We start from the raw sequence: 16,479 nt of genomic DNA on the forward strand, positions 1-16,479 counted from the left end.
CCCGCCGGTGCGTAGGGGGCGCATTGCGCGCTCCCTGCCGCATCGTGATCTAACTCTCTAATCAATTGAGGACATTTGATGGCGACCGAAATCGAATTGAGCGGGAAGCGGTACCAGATCGGCAAGCTGAATGCGATGCAGCAGTTCCACGTGAGCCGGCGTATCGCGCCGATTATTCCGCCGATGCTGCCGGTGCTGATGGGGCTTTATTCGGAGATCGCGAAGGGCGGTTCAGCGGCGCCCGACACCGGCACCCCGCCGGATGGTGTGCGGAGCGCACTGAAGTTGGTCGAATCGATCGCGCCGGTGCTCCAGCCGTTCGCCGATGCGCTCGCGAACCTGAAGGACGACGATGCCGAATACGTGCTCGGCACGTGCTTGTCCGTGGTCGAGCGGCAGCACCAGAACGGCTGGGCAAAGGTCTGGTCTGCGCAGCATCGCACGTCGATGTTCGACGACTTGGGTATCGAGGCGATGCTGCCGCTCGTGGTACGAGTCATCGTGGCGAACCTCGGAAATTTTATCGGCGGGCTGCTTACCGGCCAAGCGAGCAGCCCGGCAGCGGCGACTACCGCTGGTTGAAGTCGCTGCCCGGCGGCGAGGACTGGCTGCTTGCACCCGTGCACGCGCAGATGTGTCTCTACGAATCGCTGCTCGACGGGAAACTGGGCCTGGCCGATATCGCGCTGATGAACGACTCGCTCGCAGTTCGGGCGGACAATGATGCGGCGTGGCGCCGCCAACAGGAGCAGAAGCGTGGCTGATTCGAGCGTGATCCGAGAATTCTTGGTGGCTCTTGGCTTCAAGGTCGACCAGAAGGGGCTCAGAAGCTTCACGGAGGGCGTCGAGGCCGCAACCAAGACGGTCGAAAAGCTTGTTTTAACCGTGACCGGATCTGCGCTCGCTGTCGGCGCCGGCGTGACTGCCTTCGCATCTCGCCTCGAGAGTCTGTACTTTGTCGCACAGCGCACCGGCGCATCCGCGCAAGGTCTGCGAGCGTTCGAGTTCGCCGCGAAAAACATGGGGATATCTGCCGGTACCGCCGCCGGCTCGATCGAGAACCTCGCGCGCTTCCTACGGAACAACCCAGGCGGCGAAAACTATCTGAAATCCCTTGACGTGCAGACGCGTGACGCGAACGGGCAGTTGCGCGATACCGTCGACATCATGTCGGATCTGGGGGCGGCGCTCGCGAAGAAGCCCTACGGCCTGGCAAGCCAGTACGGCAGCTATCTCGGCATCGACGAGAATCTGCTGCTCGCGATGCGCAACGGCGAATTCGACCGGTACATCGAACAGTATCGCAAGATGTCCGAGCAGACAGGCCTCGACCAGGCGACCGACGACGCGCACCAATTCATGGTGCAGATTCGCGATCTGACGGCGTCGTTTGAGAATCTCGGCACCAAGGTCGAAGGCGTGCTGCTGCATAAGCTCGGCCCGCAGCTCGCTCAGTTTGCGTCGTGGATGGATGATCACGGGGCGACCATCGCCAACCGCGTAGCCGACATCGCGACAGCGTTCGTGAACGCCGCGACGGCCATGGGGCCACCGTTGAAATGGATGGCCGACAAACTCGTCGAACTGGACAAAGCGACGGAAGGATGGTCGACGCGAGCGTTTGCGTTGCTGGGCATGCTTCGACTTCTTGGCGGCAGTGCGGTGATCGGCGGCATCGGATCGCTTGCAACAGTGATCGGCGCCGTAGGCGCAGCCTTCGCTGGCTGGAAGATTGGCGATAGCGTTCGCGACATCGTTGACAAGTTCATCACAGACAAGTCGGGCGGCAAGTATCGGTCGCTGTGGGACATCTTCACTGGTACCGATCGACGTGGACTGGATTCAACTGGCGGCTACACACAGGCCGAAATCGATTCGATGAAGGATGGCGGGGGTGCCAAACTCACGGGACCCCGTGGAAGCGATGCGAACAAAGGGGCTGTTGACGCCGGCGAATCACTTCTCGATCGAGCGACAGCAGATCCAAACCGTTCGCTCCAGGCGCGCGCACTGATGTTCTTCGAGAAGATGGGTTGGACCGCTAAACAAGCGGCCGGAGTGGTCGCGAATCTGTGGTCGGAAAGTAAATTACGCGCCGGCGCCGTTGGCGACAACGGCAAAGCGTTCGGCATCGGACAGTGGCATGCCGATCGCCAGGCGGATTTCGCCGCGTGGTCGGGCAAAAACATTCGAGATTCGTCGCTTGACGAGCAACTTGCGTTCGTGAACTACGAGCTGACTCAGGGTAAAGAGTCGGCGGCTGGCGTGCTCCTGCGCGCTGCTCAGAATGCGAGCCAAGCCGGTCAGGTGGTGTCCCGCTATTACGAGCGGCCGCGCGACGCTGATGGTGAGGCTGCTCGCCGTGGCGATCTTGCTGCGCAGATCTCGGCGACTGTGAACGTCAACATTGATGGGGCATCTGATCCGCACGCGACAGCTCGTGCAGTGGCATCCGAGTTTCATCAGCTCAATCGCGACTTGCTCAAGCGCTATTCCTACTGAGGTGCCTCGTGACGAATGAACAACCCAGCCGCGACTATCCGTTTTGGCGAGTCCACGACAGTCTCGGCCGAGATCACGGTACCCATGATCGCCCCACGGCGGCAGCTGTACTCGATCGCGTTTGGAAGGCCGATCCAATGCTCGAATGGGTGAGCATGGAAGCCGTGCAATTTGCGGGTGCTCTGCATTGAGGATGCCAACATGACAGTGCAGTACCTCCGGAAGATCTCATTGCTCGTCGGCACGTCGTCAGGCGATGGTATCGACCTATCTGATCTCCGCGTCCGTTTCTATGTGCAGCGTGGCGACCGTGAGACGCCGAATTCGGCTCGCATCCGCGTGTACAACCTGAGCGGCAATACGGCCAATAGCTTGGTGAATCTGGAGTTCACCCGGGTCGTATTGCAGGCCGGCTACGAGGGAAATTTCGGCGTCATCTTCGATGGTTCTATCGTGCAGGCGCGGAGCGGCCGAGAAAGCCCTGTTGACACGTATGTCGACATTACGGCCGCCGACGGCGACGCGGCCTACCTGTTCGCGCATGTGAATCTCACATTGGCTGCGGGTTCGACGGCGATCGATCATTTCAACGCGTGCGCCGGCGCGATGGTCAAGTACGGTGTGCGTGTTGGATATGTGCCTGATCTGCCGCACCGTCCGTTGCTACGTGGAAAGGTAATGTCTGGGACTGCGCGCAGCTATCTCCGTGAGTTTGCTCGAACGACCGATACATTGTGGTCAATCCAGTTCGGCAAGCTGCAGGTCGTTCCACGCACGTCGGTTATGCCAGGCGAGGTGCAGGTCATCAATTCGAGAACCGGCATGATCGGGTTGCCGCAACAGACGATAGACGGCATCAATGTCACGGCATTGCTAAACCCGCGCATCCAAATCAGCCGCGTAGTTCAGCTCAACAACAACAGCATCCAGCAGGCCGAATACAGCCTCGCCAACGGTCAGCAGATCGCGAACTATAACGCGACCCAGCAGAACAAGCTGAATGGGAGCGCCTACGGAGACGGCTATTACTACGTGATGGACATTTCTCATTGGGGCGACACGCGCGGGAATGATTGGTACACGCACATGATCTGTCTCGCCGTCGACGCTACAGTGCTCAACCTCGACCTGTTCAACAAGTCTCAGCAGTCCGTGAGCGGCCCGGTGCCGCTTGGCGTGATCAACGGCGAAATCCAGCGCCCTATCGGATATTGAGGAGGTTGGAATGCACGACACAGTAACGCGCGCTGCGCTGGCAGAACGTCAATTCGACGTTGAGCCTTTCCGGGAAGCCGCTGCCGCCGCCTTCGATCGAATCGTCGGAGATTGCCTCGATCGCGAGTGGATCATCGCGCCGCCACCGCAACCGAACAAGGCGCGACATGGGAAGCGGAACTCTGCACTCGACCGCAGGATTGCCGAGAGCCTGGATTTAAATGCGTGATTTTTCCGTATTTAGAAGTGGTGAAACTGCACTTCTATAGAGCCGGAATTCGGCTCTTTACATAGACAGGACATAGAAGGATTCGACCGATGGCCGCGTTACCCGAACCCGTGAAAGCCCGCATCGTGCAAGGCTTGGCCTGCTTCGACAGCCCCTCGCAGGTGGCGCGGGACGTCTTGGCGGAATTCGGTATGAACGTCACGCCCCAGCACTGCGAGAGCTACGACCCGACGAAGGCGGCCGGCGCCAAGGTTGGGAAGAAGCGGCGGGCCGAGTTCGAGGCGATTCGTGCGGCCTTTCTCGCCGACCTCGGGCAGAGCGCCATGTCACACCGGGCCGTGCGCCTGCGTCGGCTGGAGCGGCTCATGAACCGCGCCGAGAACTCCGGCAATATCGTGCTGACCGCTCAGCTGATCGAGCAGATCTCGCGCGAGTGCGAGGGCGCCGAGCTGGCCGACCTGCAGCGCCGGCTCGCCGCGTTGGGGGGTAACCGTTGATGACGACCCGCCATAGGAGGATGCTGCAGCAGCTGCGCGAGGAGGTTGCGCGTCTGGAGGCCGAACGGGCCGACACAACTGGTGCCGCGGTGCGCGCGATCGAGCAGGCTTGGCAACAGTTCGGCGCGTACCAGGCGCGGGCCCGGCGCGAACCGGTGCTGATGGCGCTAGCCTATCGCCGGCCGCTGCCGGATTGGACGCCCACGGCGTTTGTCGATGCTATCGGGGCCGATCCGGCCGCCCGCCATCCGTGGGCCGTGTGTGAGGCGTTTCGTGAGCTGCTGTGGCGCTGGCGCGTGCCGGCCGACCGTGACGCCGACCGGGCTACCGAGATCGAGGCGGATGCCCGTCGATACCTGGCCGAGCTGCGCGACCGCCGTGCGCATCAGTGGGCCGCGCGCTTTGAGCTGATGCTGTTGTCCGACGACGAACTCGACGCGCTCGAGCGCGAGCTCGATCTGCGGTACTGACTCGCTTTCGGATAGCCGGTAACTCTGCAAATTCGCAGGGAACAAACTCCCGAATTTCCGGTAGTTAGCGGAGCCGAGGTCCGCCGACGTGGCCCGAGTGGTATGGCGGGTGCGGCGTCGGCGGCCGTCTGCCCGCCATCGTGCCCGCCATAGTGGGATTTGGAATCCGGTTTGTGATAATGGCTCGCCGCCTCAACAATCGATCATCACATGAGCGCCTATCTCACCGCGGGCGAGCTCGCCGATCTGGTCGGCTGCAAGCCGAATCAGCGAGCGACGATGGCGCGCTGGCTTGACCGCAACGGCTGGCGATATGTGGTCGACACAAATGGGCTGCCGAAGGTCGCACGGGCCTTTCACGACCAGAAGCTCGGGATCGCTCCAGAGGAGTCGGCGATCGATAGTCGGGTTGCGACGGAGCCGGACTTCGATGCGCTTGACGCGCACATCAAGCGAAATCGATCCAAGCCAAGGTAGCCAGTTACCGCTGCTTCGAACGGCGCTTTTCTCGCTCATCCAGTAGCCGCCCGACCTTCTCAGCAAATAGGTCTAGCATGCGCTCGTCGACGGCCGCTGCTGACGCTGGCGCGGCCGAGGCGTCGCCCGAGATGCTCGCCTCGAGGCGCAGCAGCACCTCGGCATTGAGGGAGCGGCCATTCGCGGCTGCAAGCTCCGACAGCCGATCCTTGAGGTCGGCCGGGAGGCGCAATTTCATTTGGGGGTCTTCGCGGGTCATGGCCGGATACTAATGGACCACGGTGGTGTTGACAATGGGACCACGGTGGTTCATTATGGGATCACGTTCAACGAGGAGAGCCCAGATGAACAACACCGCTCACGAAATCGCGACCCCGCGTCAGCCCCGCCACTACGCGCGAACCCTTCGGCAAGTGGCCGCCGGCATCGGCGAACTGGTACGAGGGGATGTGTCTGCTCCGACGCTGGATCGCCGGCCGGCTGCACCTTTGCGATCGGCATCCCCGCAAAGCTTGGAGATGTTGCGCATCGTGTCCGACGCTGTGCGCGCGGCCGCGCTGGCCCCGATCGATCGCGCCGCGCTCGACATCAGTGGCGACGCGTTGCGCCGTCTCGCTGACCTGGCCCGCGCAGAGGTGCGGCATGGCTAAGACGAACCCTGAATTCGAAGCGCTCGTGCGCCGCGGCATCGATGGCGTGTCGTGCTCGCGGGAAGGCTTCCTCCGCATGAGCAATCTGCTATCCGCAATCGCGCGCTTCGCAGAGGCGAACGGCGATGCGTACACGGCGGCCGTCGCCATCGTCGGCGCCGATGTTGCTGAAACGTATCTCGATCTGGCCGAGACCGCATACAAGGAACTGACCGCGAAGGTGAGCCATGGCTGACATCGAACAGAGCTTCATCGACGCCCAGCTCGACGCGCATCTCGTGTGTGACCTGCTGCGTGTGCTGTACAGTGCAGTGCCTGATGACAAGCCCGGTAGCCTGCCGATCCATGGAACGCTGAAGCACATTTTGAAACTGGCCGAGGCGCTTCCCGGTACGCTCGACGTGATCTCGCGGGAGGTGTGCCATGGCTAAGCTTCGTTGCCGGCCGGGCGATCTGGCGCGCGTCGTGCGCTCGAAAAATCCTGCGCTTCCCGGGCGCATCGTCGTTGTCGATCGCCTGCGCCACGGCGACTATTGGGAAGTGACGGTTCTCGGGCAGGCCGTGTTCGGCGCAGCTGCCGACGAAGACGGCCCCATTCTCACGAACTATTACCTGTTTCCCGATTACGCGCTCGAGCCACTGCGTGGCGACGGCCTGGAGACGGAACAGGGCGAGAGGGAGGCCGATCATGCGTGAACTGCGCTGTAGGCCCGGCGACCTTGCCCGCGTGATCTACTCGAAGCTGGACGGCCTTGTCGGCCGCACCGTCTTTGTGGAGGGCGTCGGCGCGTCGCCGCCGGACGGCTCGCACCTGTGGAATGTGACGCTGTTCGGCGCGCCGGTGGTGGGTGTGGGGCCGCTCAGCGGCCGGCCGCGCGTGACCCACAAGCTTAGGTTCAGCGATTCGTCGCTGCTGCCGCTCCGCGGTGATCCACCGGCCGACGAGGGGTTGGCCGGTCATATCCGGTCGGCGTCTTTCGCCGGTTGAGCTGCCGCGCGACGTTAGTGAATCGGACGCACGCGCCGAAGGCGTGACGGTCGAGGAACGCCACAAGATCGGATACTGCCTCGGACCAGGCAGCAACCCGGATCGACCGGCGAGCATCCAAGTGTGGTGTGGGTTGTGGAATTTCGGAGAATCGAATCGTGAACACTGTCTTCATTCTGATGGCGCAGTATAGTGCGACGGCTGTCGTGCCGATCGACGTCGTGTGCCGGGACTATTTCGCCCCGCTCACGGTGGCGACGCTGCTGCGGAAGATCGGCGCCGGCGAAATCCGACTGCCCGTCGTGCGGATGGAAAAATCACAGAAAGGGGCCAAGGGCGTCCACGTGGAAGACCTTGCCGCCTACATCGACGCACGGCGCGCCGCCGCCGTCAAGGAATGCGACCAGCTCTGCGGTCAGGCATATCGTTGACAGTGGCGTGGGATGCCAACACGAAACGCCGCACGGGGCGACCGGTGCGGCCTTGTTGCATAGGGTGGGTCAATGAAGTTGAGTTATTCCGCGTCTGGGTCTTCGGAAATCTTCTTCAGGCGACACCAACTTATACCGCCTCCTCCTGAAGTTATTACAGAGTTACGGCGCGCAGATGTGGCCGCTGTTGCCGCGGCCTTTGCCCGGGAAAGTGCTTCGTTACGTGCCTCGGAGCCCGTCTCCGCGGTGAGTTCTATGTGGTACTCGCCCGGAGGGAGCTTATACATCAGCTTGTCGTCATCGTCGACAGCGTATCTACGGAAGCCGCGAGCATGCATTTCAGTATGCAGCGTTTCATATTCGTCGGCGTCAGGGGAGTGCTCTTGGGTACGTGCATCGTCTTTATGGAGCACGACGCGGGCCAGCAAAATATAGTCAGGCATTTCGTGCCTCCCAGTGGCAGAAATACGACTTTGTTTTTGGGCGGGCTGTATGGCGGGTTGATTCGCTTTGATCTTCTGAAACCCTTGCCACATAAGGCCTTCTGGCGGAAGCGGTGAGATTCGAACTCACGGACAGTTTCCCGTCGCTGGTTTTCAAGACCAGTGCCTTAAACCGCTCGGCCACGCTTCCACACGAGGCGGCATTGTAACCGAAATGCCGCCGGGTTCATCCGGTCAGTCGTCGCGCAGGAACAATTCCTGCAGGTCGTTGAGGAAACGCTGGCCGAGCGGCGTCGGCGCGATCCGGGTGAAATCGCGTGTGATCAGTCCACGCCGCTCCGCTTCCTTCAGCGCCGGCTCGATCGTGCTCATCGGCAGGCCCGTGCGTTCTACGAAGCTGTGCACGGGGAAGCCCTCGACGAGCCGCAACGTGTTCAGCATGAATTCGAATGGCAGGTCGCGCGCGCCGACTTCACGCTCTTCCTGCACGGCCGTGCCGGCCTTCGCCTGCTCGATGAAGGTCGCCGGATGCTTGTAGCGCGCCTGCCGCAGGATCCGGTTCGGGAACGACAGCTTCGTGTGGGCACCCGCGCCGATCCCGAGATAGTCGCCGAAGCGCCAGTAATTCAGGTTGTGCTTGCACTGATGATTCGGCTTCGCGTATGCGGACACTTCGTAGTGCTCGTAGCCGGCTTCGGCCGTGCGCGCATGAATCCATTCCTGCATGTCGGCCGACGCGTCGTCGTCGGGGACGACCGGCGGAAACTTCGCGAACAGCGTATTCGGCTCGAGCGTCAGGTGATACAGCGACAGGTGCGGCGGTGCGAACGACAGCGCGGTCTCGATGTCGGTGCGGCATTCGTCGAGCGTCTGGTTCGGCAGCGCGAACATCAGGTCGAGGTTGAAGTTGTCGAAATTCTTCGCGGCGATCTCGACGGCCGCGCGTGCCTGCGCGGTGTCGTGAATCCGGCCGAGCTCCTTCAGGTGCGCCTCGTTGAAGCTCTGGATGCCGACCGACAGGCGATTCACGCCGCTCGCGCGGAACTGCGCGAACTTCGCGGCTTCGAACGTGCCCGGATTCGCCTCGAGCGTGATCTCGGCATCGGCGTCGAGCGGCAGCAGCGCACGCACGTCGGACAGCATCCGATCGAGGCCGGCCGCCGACAGCAGGCTCGGCGTGCCGCCGCCGATGAACACGGTATGCACCTGCCGACCCCACACGAGCGGCAGCGCCTGCTCGAGGTCGGCACGCAGCGCGTCGAGATATTCCGCTTCCGGAAACCGCTCGCCTTTCCATTCGTGCGAGTTGAAATCGCAGTACGGGCACTTGCGCACGCACCACGGGAAATGCACGTACAGCGCGAGCGGCGGCAGCGACGTGAGGCGCACCTGACCGGGCGACGTGAAGGTCGCGACGACGCGTGCACCGGTTTCCGCGGCCTGGCTCATGCCACCTCCTGCGGCGAAGCGATATCGGGGACGGTCATGCTTCCTCCGCGAGCCGTGCGAGCAGCGCCTTCAGCGCCAGCGCGCGATGGCTGTGCGTGTTCTTCACGGCCGGCTCGAGTTCGGCGGCCGTCGCGCCGAGCGACGGCAGGTAGAAATACGGGTCGTAGCCGAATCCGTGTTCGCCGCGCGGCGTATCGACGATCTCGCCGGCCCAGCGCCCTTCGGCGAACAGCGGTTCCGGATCGTCCGCATGGCGCACGAGCGCGAGCACGCAGCAGTAGTAGGCGCGCCGGTCGTCGACACCGCGCAACTGCTCGACGAGATACGCATTGTTCGCCGCGTCGCCCTTGGCGCGGCCCGCACGCTGCGCATAGCGCGCCGAATAGACGCCCGGCGCGCCGCGCAGCACGCGCACGCACAGGCCGGAATCGTCGGCGATCGCCGGCAGCCCGGTGAGCCGCGACGCGTGGCGCGCCTTGGTCAGCGCGTTCTCGATGAACGTGCCGAACGGCTCTTCCGCCTCCGGCACCGCGAGGTCGCCCTGCGGGACGATTTCGATGCCGACCGTCGAGAACAGCGCGGTGAATTCGCGCAGCTTGCCCGGGTTGTTCGATGCGAGCACGATGCGCGACAGCGGCGCGAGGGTGAGGTCGTCAGGCATGGCTCGTGCCCAGGACATCTTTCTGCAACCGCACGAGCTCGGCGATCCCGCCCTGGGCGAGGTCCAGCAGCGCATTCATCTCGGCGCGCGAGAACGGCACGCCTTCGGCCGTGCCCTGCACTTCGACGAAGCCGCCCGCGCCCGTCATCACGACGTTCATGTCGGTGTCGCAGCGCGAATCTTCCGCGTAGTCGAGATCGAGCACGGGCGCGCCTTCGTACACGCCGACCGAGATCGCGGCGACATGGTCGGTGATCGGCGAGCGCGCGAGCTTGCCGGCCGCGATCAGCGTCGACACGGCGTCGTGCGCAGCGACGAACGCGCCGGTGATGCTGGCCGTGCGCGTGCCGCCGTCGGCCTGGATCACGTCGCAGTCGATGTGGATCGTGCGCGGGCCGAGCGCCTCGAGATCGAATACCGCGCGCAGCGCGCGGCCGATCAGGCGCTGAATTTCCTGCGTACGGCCCGTCTGCTTGCCGCGGGCGGCTTCGCGGTCGCTGCGCGTGTGGGTCGCGCGCGGCAGCATCCCGTATTCGGCGGTCAGCCAGCCTTGCCCGCGCTCGCGCAGGAACTCGGGCACGCGTTCGGCGACGCTTGCGGTGCAGAGCACCTTGGTGTCGCCGAATTCGACCAGCACGGAGCCTTCGGCGTGTTTCGTGTAGTGGCGCGTGAGGGCGACCTTGCGCAGTTCGTCGGCGCGGCGGCCGCTCGGGCGGGAAACGGAAGACGTCATGGGGAAATCGCGGAAGGGGAGGAAACCCCGATTTTAGCGCCGAACGGCGGGCGTGCCCGGCGGGACGGTCCGCAAAAATGGGATAATGCGCGCTTCCCGCCCCGCGCCTTCCGATGCGCCGGGCGCCTCGATGTATTCCCCGCCCGCGAGGGCACCAGACGGCGAGACGAACCATGATCTACAGCATGACGGGCTACGCGAGCGCGACGCGCGAACTCGCGACGGCCACCGGCAACGGCGGCACCAGCGTGTCGGTCGAACTGCGCACCGTGAACTCGCGCTTCCTCGATCTCAATTTCCGGATGCCGGACGACGTGCGCGCGTGCGAACCCGCGCTGCGCGAAATGCTGATGAACAAGCTGTCGCGCGGCAAGGTCGACGTGCGCATCAACCTGCAGCGCGGCGAGCAGGGCATCGGCGCGGGCGCGCTGAATCAGTCGGCGCTCGGCCAGCTTGCCGATCTCGAACGCGCGGTGCTCGATTCGTTCCCGGGCGTCGGCCGCCTGCGCGCGGGCGAAATCCTGCGCTGGCCCGGCGTGCTCGCCGAGAGCGGGGTGTCGGCCGATGCGATCCGCGACGCGGTGCTCGCATGCGGCAAGGAAGCGATCGCCGAGCTCGTCGTCGTGCGTTCGCGCGAAGGCGCACAACTGGCGACGATGCTGCTGTCGAACGTCACCGAGATGGAAGCGATCGTCGCGCGCATCACGCCGCTCGTGCCGGAGCTGATCGCGAAGCATCAACAGAAGATCGTCGAGCGGCTGCAGGAAGCGCTCGGCCTCGCGGCGCCCGAAGGCGGCTCGACGGTCGTCACGCGCGAGGAAGCCGCGGAGCGCATCCGTCAGGAAGTGACGATGTACGGGATCCGGATCGACATCGCGGAAGAGTTGTCGCGGCTCACCGCGCACCTGAACGAAACGCGTCATGTGATCGAGAAGGGCGGCCGCGTCGGCAAGCGTCTCGACTTCATGATGCAGGAACTGAATCGCGAAGCGAACACGCTCGGCTCGAAGGCGGCGGCGAAGGAACTCGCCGACGCGTCGATGGCGCTGAAGCTGCTGATCGAGCAGATGCGCGAGCAAGTGCAAAACCTGGAGTAAAGCAACATGACCGAATCCCATCGCGACGGCCACGCGTCGCATTCGCTGCACGGCGGCGTCTATCCCGGTAACCTGTTCATGGTCGTCGCACCGTCGGGCGCCGGCAAGTCGACGCTCGTGAATGCGCTGCTGTCGAAGGACAGCGACATCTGCCTGTCGATCTCGTACACGACGCGCAAGCCGCGCCCGGGCGAGCAGGACGGCCAGCACTACCACTTCACGACCGTCGAGGATTTCCGCGCGCGTCACGCGGCGCACGAATTCCTCGAGAGCGCGGAAGTGCACGGCAACTACTACGGCACGTCGCGCGTCTGGATCGAAGAGCAGATGAAGAACGGCCACGACGTGCTGCTCGAAATCGACTGGCAGGGTGCGTTGCAGGTGAAGAAGCAGTTCCGCAACGCGGTCGGCATCTTCATCCTGCCGCCGTCGCTCGATGCCCTCGAGGAGCGCCTGAAGAAGCGCGGCCAGGACGAACCGAACGTGATCACGCGACGCCTGCTGGCCGCCGGCAGCGAGATCGCGCACGCGTCGGAAGCGGAATACGTGGTGATCAACGAGAATTTCGAGCGTGCGCTCGCGGAACTCGAATGCATCGTCGCGGCGACGCGCCTGCGTTTTGCTTCGCAGTACGCGCGACACGCGGAGCTGTTCATCGAGCTCGGCATCCATCTGCCCCACGCGGAATGACGCGGGGCACGAGGGACATAAGGTAGAATAAGGACTATATTCAGAAGGAATTACCAACATGGCTCGCATTACCGTCGAAGACTGCCTGAAGCAAATCCCGAATCGCTTCGAACTGGCGCTCGCCGCCACTTATCGCGCGCGGCAGCTCGCGCAAGGCCATACGCCGAAAATCGAAAGCCGCGACAAGCCGACCGTCGTCGCGCTGCGCGAAATCGCCGCCGGCCAGGTCGGCGTCGAGATGCTGAAGAAGGTGCCGGTGTAACGCGCATCCGGCCCGTTCCAGCCATGTAGTCCACGCGCGCAACGACTCGACCTGGAGGCGAATATGAGCACCACCCCATCGTCCGCCTCCGCGGATCCGACCACCGAAGCCCCGGCCCAGTCGCCTGCGCGCCAGTACATCGACGCGGTCCTCGAACAGTCCTTCCGGCATCTGTTCGGGCCGACCGCCACGCCCGAGCAGCCGCGCAAGCACGGCGTCGTTTCGATCGCGAAACTGACGGCCGTGCTTGCCGAATATCTCGCTCCGGACGAAATCAAAGAGGTCAAGGCGGCGTTCCACTTCAGCGACGAAGCCCACCTCGGTCAATATCGCCAGAGCGGCGAGCCCTACATCACCCATCCCGTCGCCGTCGCGGAAATCTGCGCCGGCTGGAAGCTCGACGCGCAGGCCGTGATGGCCGCGTTGCTGCACGACGTGATGGAAGACCAGGGCGTGACCAAGAACGAGCTGGCCGAGCGGTTCGGCCCGAAGGTCGCCGAGCTGGTCGACGGCCTGTCGAAGCTCGACAAGATGGAATTCCGCAGCCGCGAGGAAGCGCAGGCGGAAAACTTCCGCAAGATGCTGCTCGCGATGGCGCGCGACGTGCGCGTCATTCTCGTCAAGCTCGCCGATCGCCTGCACAACATGCGCACGCTCGGTGCGGTGCCGATGGAAAAGCGCCGTCGCGTTGCACGCGAAACGCTCGACATCTACGCGCCGATCGCGCACCGGCTCGGGTTGAACAACACGTATCGCGAGCTGCAGGACATGAGCTTCGCGAACTTCAACCCGCATCGCTACGCGACACTCGAGAAGGCCGTGAAGGCCGCGCGCGGCAACCGCCGCGAAGTGATCAGCAAGATCCTCGAGGCCGCGCAGCGCGCGATGGCCGACGCGAAGATCGACGCCGAGATCACCGGCCGCGAGAAGACCATCTACAGCGTCTACCGCAAGATGCGCGACAAGCAGCTGTCGTTCTCGCAGGTGCTCGACGTGTACGGCTTCCGGGTCGTCGTCGACAGCCCGCTCGACTGCTACACGTGCATCGGCGCGCTGCACGCGCTGTACAAGCCCGTGCCCGGCAAGTTCAAGGATTACATCGCGATCCCGAAGATCAACGGCTATCAGTCGCTGCACACGACGCTCGTCGGCCCGTTCGGTGCGCCGATCGAGTTCCAGGTGCGCACGCGCAAGATGCACGAGATCGCCGAGGCGGGGGTCGCCGCGCACTGGCTGTACAAGAACGGCAGCGCGGATCTCAGCGATGTGCAGAAGCGCGCGCATCAGTGGCTGAAGTCGCTGCTCGACATCCAGAGCGAAGCTGGCGATTCGAGCGAATTCCTCGAGCACGTGAAGATCGACCTGTTCCCCGACGCGGTCTACGTGTTCACGCCGAAGTCGAAGATCATGGCGCTGCCGCGCGGCGCGACGGCGCTCGATTTCGCGTATTCGATCCACAGCGATCTCGGCAACCAGTGCGTGGCCGTGAAGATCAACAACGAACTGCTCCCGCTGCGCACCGAATTGAAGAGCGGCGACATCGTCGAGGTGATCACCGCGCCGTATTCGAAGCCGAACCCCGCGTGGCTCGGCTTCGTGCGTACCGGCAAGGCGCGCTCGGCGATTCGCCACTATCTGAAGACGATGCGCCTGAACGAGTCCGTGCAACTGGGCGAGCGGCTCGTCGACCAGAGCCTGAAGGTCTATGGTCTCTCGCTGGCCGATATCGAGCCGGAAGTGTGGGAGAAGCTCGTGCAGTGGACGGGTAACAAGAGCCGCCAGGAGATCTTCGCGGACATCGGCCTCGGCCGTCGCGTCGCCGCGGTGATGGCCAAGCGCATCGAGGTGCTGATGAGCGGCCGCGACGCGGACGACGATCTCCCGAAGTCCGAGCGGCATCCTGCGCATCACGCGCCGCCGGTCGTGATCACCGGCACCGAAGGGATGTCCGTGCAGTTGTCCGCCTGCTGCCGGCCGATTCCGGGCGACGCGATCATGGGTTACATCGGCATCGGTCTGGGTATGGCGATTCATACGACGGATTGCCGTGTCGCGCAGCGCATCCATCGCCGCGATCCGGGGCGCTGGATCGACGTCGAGTGGGCGCCGCAGCCGGGCCGCCTGTTCGATGTCGCGGTGAAGGCGCTCGTGAAGAACACGAAGGGCATCTTTGCGCGCGTCGCGGCGGACATCACGTCGGCCGACGCGAACATCGTCCATATCGCGATGGACGAGGATCTGACGCACGAATCGACGGTGCTGCGCTTCGTGATCCAGGTCAGCGACCGCGTGCATCTCGCGAACGTGATGCGGCGCGTGAGAACCAATCCGGACGTGATGCGGATCATGCGCGAGCGTTCGACCGACGACGGTGCGCACGCGCGCCATGACGGCGGCATGCGTATCGAGCGCGAGCGGCAGGATTACTGACGCCGACGCGCGGGGGCGGGCGAATTCGACGATCGACGATCGACGGACGGCGGCCTATGGCCGCCGTTTTCATTGGGGGCTGCCGAACGTGCGGCCGACGTTGCCGGCGCTTTGCCGAGGGTGCCCGGGCCGATGGCGCGAGCGAGGGAAGGCGAGCGCAAAAAGAAAAAGGGCTTTCCCGGAGGAAAGCCCTTTCAAGGTGGCGCGGCTGGCAGGATTCGAACCCACGACCCCTTGGTTCGTAGCCAAGTACTCTATCCAACTGAGCTACAGCCGCACGCAAAACGGTACTGCTTCAACTGTCGGGGCCTTCTGCGATGGGAAGGCCCCCAAAAAAAGTGGCGCGGCTGGCAGGATTCGAACCCACGACCCCTTGGTTCGTAGCCAAGTACTCTATCCAACTGAGCTACAGCCGCACGCAAAAACAAACTTCTACTGCTTCGAACTGAAAGGGCCTTCGGTTGGGAAGGCCCTCGAAAAAGTGGCGCGGCTGGCAGGATTCGAACCCACGACCCCTTGGTTCGTAGCCAAGTACTCTATCCAACTGAGCTACAGCCGCACGCAGAAGCGGAAGTATAGCAGAGTCGTATAAAAAGGGAAGCCTTATTCGCGAATAAGGCGGCATGGCCTCGGTCGGCCGCCCTTCGTGTACCCTTGGGGGATCGGTCATTCACGTTGAATCTGCATCATGAACAAGGCGTTTGTCAAAGAGTCGGACGGTGACGACGACGATCTCGACCAGGCTCAACCCGCGATTCCGGCGGGCGCGAAGAACTACATCACGCCGGCCGGCCACAAGCGGCTGCGCGACGAGCTGCTGAACCTCATCGACGTCGAGCGTCCCGAGGTCGTGCGGCTCGTATCGTGGGCCGCGTCGAACGGCGACCGGTCGGAAAACGGCGACTACATCTACGGCAAGCGGCGGCTTCGCGAGATCGACCGCCGGATCCGCTTCCTGACGAAGCGGCTCGACCTCGCGGAAGTCGTCGACGCGAGCCGGCAGGAGAATGTCGATCAGGTGTTCTTCGGCGCGACGGTCGATTATGAGACGCCGGACGGCGAGGATCACACGGTGACGATCGTCGGGATCGACGAGGTCGATCTCGACCGCGGCTGCGTCAGCTGGATTTCGCCGGTCGCACGCGCGCTGATCAAGGCGAGGATCGGCGATACCGTCACGCTGATGACGCCGGCCGGCCCGCAGCCGATCGATATCCTCGATGTGCGTTACCCGGCCGCGGACAGCCGGACGTGA

24 protein-coding genes and 4 tRNA genes are annotated in these 16,479 nt (G+C 63.7%); 19 read left to right on the forward strand and 9 right to left on the reverse strand.

Features of this window, described 5'->3' with window-relative positions; genetic code table 11:
* The first annotated feature begins 78 nt into the window (after positions 1-78).
* The 8 genes from WS61_RS07775 (at position 79) to WS61_RS07805 (ending at position 5,390) form a co-directional block, all read left to right on the forward strand.
* On the forward strand, positions 79-582 hold the full coding sequence (locus WS61_RS07775) for a phage tail assembly chaperone (RefSeq protein ID WP_059499938.1): 504 nt from the start codon (positions 79-81) through the stop codon (positions 580-582).
* The gene (locus tag WS61_RS07780; protein WP_059499939.1) at positions 579-764 is read left to right on the forward strand and encodes a hypothetical protein; all 186 of its coding nucleotides are present in this window, start codon (positions 579-581) and stop codon (positions 762-764) included. Before WS61_RS07775 ends, WS61_RS07780 begins: the two co-directional genes overlap by 4 nt.
* Positions 757-2,502 carry a phage tail tip lysozyme gene (locus WS61_RS07785; protein WP_157692705.1) on the forward strand — a complete coding sequence of 582 codons (1,746 nt, stop codon included), beginning with the start codon at positions 757-759 and terminating at the stop codon, positions 2,500-2,502. Before WS61_RS07780 ends, WS61_RS07785 begins: the two co-directional genes overlap by 8 nt.
* A gap of 201 nt (positions 2,503-2,703) precedes the next feature.
* The gene (locus WS61_RS07790; protein ID WP_059500008.1) at positions 2,704-3,717 is read left to right on the forward strand and encodes a hypothetical protein; all 1,014 of its coding nucleotides are present in this window, start codon (positions 2,704-2,706) and stop codon (positions 3,715-3,717) included.
* Between the two features lie 10 nt (positions 3,718-3,727).
* Positions 3,728-3,946: a hypothetical protein gene (locus WS61_RS34780; protein ID WP_157692706.1), complete on the forward strand. Its 219-nt coding sequence runs from the start codon at positions 3,728-3,730 to the stop codon at positions 3,944-3,946.
* Positions 3,947-4,035: 89 nt separating this feature from the next.
* Positions 4,036-4,443: a DUF2280 domain-containing protein gene (locus WS61_RS07795; protein ID WP_059499941.1), complete on the forward strand. Its 408-nt coding sequence runs from the start codon at positions 4,036-4,038 to the stop codon at positions 4,441-4,443.
* Positions 4,444-4,463: 20 nt separating this feature from the next.
* The gene (locus tag WS61_RS07800; RefSeq protein WP_157692707.1) at positions 4,464-4,913 is read left to right on the forward strand and encodes a hypothetical protein; all 450 of its coding nucleotides are present in this window, start codon (positions 4,464-4,466) and stop codon (positions 4,911-4,913) included.
* A gap of 210 nt (positions 4,914-5,123) precedes the next feature.
* The gene (locus WS61_RS07805) at positions 5,124-5,390 is read left to right on the forward strand and encodes a DUF4224 domain-containing protein (protein WP_059499943.1); all 267 of its coding nucleotides are present in this window, start codon (positions 5,124-5,126) and stop codon (positions 5,388-5,390) included.
* 4 nt (positions 5,391-5,394) lie between these two features.
* Here the strand turns inward: WS61_RS07805 and WS61_RS07810 are convergent, their stop codons facing one another.
* A complete protein-coding gene (locus tag WS61_RS07810; protein WP_059499944.1) occupies positions 5,395-5,649 on the reverse strand; it encodes an Arc family DNA-binding protein in 255 nt (84 codons plus the stop codon).
* 85 nt (positions 5,650-5,734) lie between these two features.
* Here WS61_RS07810 and WS61_RS34785 point away from each other — a divergent pair, with 85 nt between their 5' ends.
* The 6 genes from WS61_RS34785 (at position 5,735) to WS61_RS07835 (ending at position 7,459) form a co-directional block, all read left to right on the forward strand.
* Positions 5,735-6,040, forward strand: coding sequence for a hypothetical protein (locus WS61_RS34785; RefSeq protein ID WP_157692708.1), 306 nt, complete (start codon positions 5,735-5,737; stop codon positions 6,038-6,040).
* Positions 6,033-6,275 (forward strand): hypothetical protein, encoded by a 243-nt coding sequence (locus tag WS61_RS07815; protein ID WP_157692709.1) that lies wholly within the window; start codon positions 6,033-6,035, stop codon positions 6,273-6,275. Before WS61_RS34785 ends, WS61_RS07815 begins: the two co-directional genes overlap by 8 nt.
* Positions 6,268-6,471, forward strand: coding sequence for a hypothetical protein (locus WS61_RS07820; RefSeq protein WP_059499946.1), 204 nt, complete (start codon positions 6,268-6,270; stop codon positions 6,469-6,471). Before WS61_RS07815 ends, WS61_RS07820 begins: the two co-directional genes overlap by 8 nt.
* Positions 6,464-6,736 (forward strand): hypothetical protein, encoded by a 273-nt coding sequence (locus WS61_RS07825; RefSeq protein ID WP_059499947.1) that lies wholly within the window; start codon positions 6,464-6,466, stop codon positions 6,734-6,736. The genes WS61_RS07820 and WS61_RS07825 overlap by 8 nt, the downstream gene beginning before the upstream one ends.
* Positions 6,729-7,028: a hypothetical protein gene (locus WS61_RS07830; RefSeq protein WP_157692710.1), complete on the forward strand. Its 300-nt coding sequence runs from the start codon at positions 6,729-6,731 to the stop codon at positions 7,026-7,028. The genes WS61_RS07825 and WS61_RS07830 overlap by 8 nt, the downstream gene beginning before the upstream one ends.
* Before the next feature lie 158 nt (positions 7,029-7,186).
* Positions 7,187-7,459, forward strand: coding sequence for a pyocin activator PrtN family protein (locus tag WS61_RS07835; protein ID WP_059499949.1), 273 nt, complete (start codon positions 7,187-7,189; stop codon positions 7,457-7,459).
* A gap of 83 nt (positions 7,460-7,542) precedes the next feature.
* Here WS61_RS07835 and WS61_RS34790 read toward each other — a convergent pair whose 3' ends face one another.
* The 5 genes from WS61_RS34790 to rph form a co-directional block, all read right to left on the reverse strand.
* Positions 7,543-7,902, reverse strand: a complete 360-nt coding sequence (locus tag WS61_RS34790; RefSeq protein ID WP_157692711.1) for a hypothetical protein — start codon at positions 7,900-7,902, stop codon at positions 7,543-7,545.
* 102 nt (positions 7,903-8,004) lie between these two features.
* Positions 8,005-8,092: transfer RNA gene (locus tag WS61_RS07845), tRNA-Ser, on the reverse strand.
* Between the two features lie 44 nt (positions 8,093-8,136).
* Entirely contained in the window at positions 8,137-9,351 is a 1,215-nt protein-coding gene (gene hemW, locus WS61_RS07850) for a radical SAM family heme chaperone HemW (RefSeq protein WP_059499951.1), read from the reverse strand.
* Positions 9,352-9,385: 34 nt separating this feature from the next.
* Positions 9,386-10,012, reverse strand: a complete 627-nt coding sequence (rdgB, locus tag WS61_RS07855) for an RdgB/HAM1 family non-canonical purine NTP pyrophosphatase (protein WP_059499952.1) — start codon at positions 10,010-10,012, stop codon at positions 9,386-9,388.
* Entirely contained in the window at positions 10,005-10,745 is a 741-nt protein-coding gene (rph, locus tag WS61_RS07860; protein ID WP_059499953.1) for a ribonuclease PH, read from the reverse strand. The genes rdgB and rph overlap by 8 nt, the downstream gene beginning before the upstream one ends.
* 173 nt (positions 10,746-10,918) lie before the next feature.
* On the opposite strand from rph, the gene WS61_RS07865 reads away from it, so the two are divergent.
* From WS61_RS07865 to WS61_RS07880, 4 genes are all read left to right on the forward strand, one after another.
* Positions 10,919-11,842, forward strand: coding sequence for a YicC/YloC family endoribonuclease (locus tag WS61_RS07865; RefSeq protein WP_059499954.1), 924 nt, complete (start codon positions 10,919-10,921; stop codon positions 11,840-11,842).
* 6 nt (positions 11,843-11,848) lie between these two features.
* Positions 11,849-12,532: a guanylate kinase gene (gene gmk / locus WS61_RS07870; protein WP_059499955.1), complete on the forward strand. Its 684-nt coding sequence runs from the start codon at positions 11,849-11,851 to the stop codon at positions 12,530-12,532.
* Between the two features lie 58 nt (positions 12,533-12,590).
* Positions 12,591-12,794, forward strand: a complete 204-nt coding sequence (rpoZ, locus tag WS61_RS07875; protein ID WP_006025620.1) for a DNA-directed RNA polymerase subunit omega — start codon at positions 12,591-12,593, stop codon at positions 12,792-12,794.
* Between the two features lie 63 nt (positions 12,795-12,857).
* A complete protein-coding gene (locus tag WS61_RS07880; RefSeq protein ID WP_059499956.1) occupies positions 12,858-15,224 on the forward strand; it encodes a bifunctional (p)ppGpp synthetase/guanosine-3',5'-bis(diphosphate) 3'-pyrophosphohydrolase in 2,367 nt (788 codons plus the stop codon).
* Between the two features lie 200 nt (positions 15,225-15,424).
* Here WS61_RS07880 and WS61_RS07885 read toward each other — a convergent pair.
* The 3 genes from WS61_RS07885 to WS61_RS07895 all read right to left on the reverse strand — a co-directional run bounded on the left by WS61_RS07885 (position 15,425) and on the right by WS61_RS07895 (position 15,783).
* Positions 15,425-15,501: transfer RNA gene (locus tag WS61_RS07885), tRNA-Arg, on the reverse strand.
* Between the two features lie 62 nt (positions 15,502-15,563).
* Positions 15,564-15,640 (reverse strand) — tRNA-Arg (locus tag WS61_RS07890).
* A 66-nt stretch (positions 15,641-15,706) separates the two neighbouring features.
* Positions 15,707-15,783 (reverse strand) — tRNA-Arg (locus WS61_RS07895).
* 129 nt (positions 15,784-15,912) lie between these two features.
* Between WS61_RS07895 and greB the strand changes: the two genes are divergently transcribed.
* Positions 15,913-16,479 carry a transcription elongation factor GreB gene (greB, locus tag WS61_RS07900; protein ID WP_059499957.1) on the forward strand — a complete coding sequence of 189 codons (567 nt, stop codon included), beginning with the start codon at positions 15,913-15,915 and terminating at the stop codon, positions 16,477-16,479.

The sequence above is a fragment of the Burkholderia sp. ABCPW 11 genome (genome assembly GCF_001523445.1).
In the GTDB taxonomy this organism is placed as follows: Bacteria; Pseudomonadota; Gammaproteobacteria; order Burkholderiales; family Burkholderiaceae; genus Burkholderia.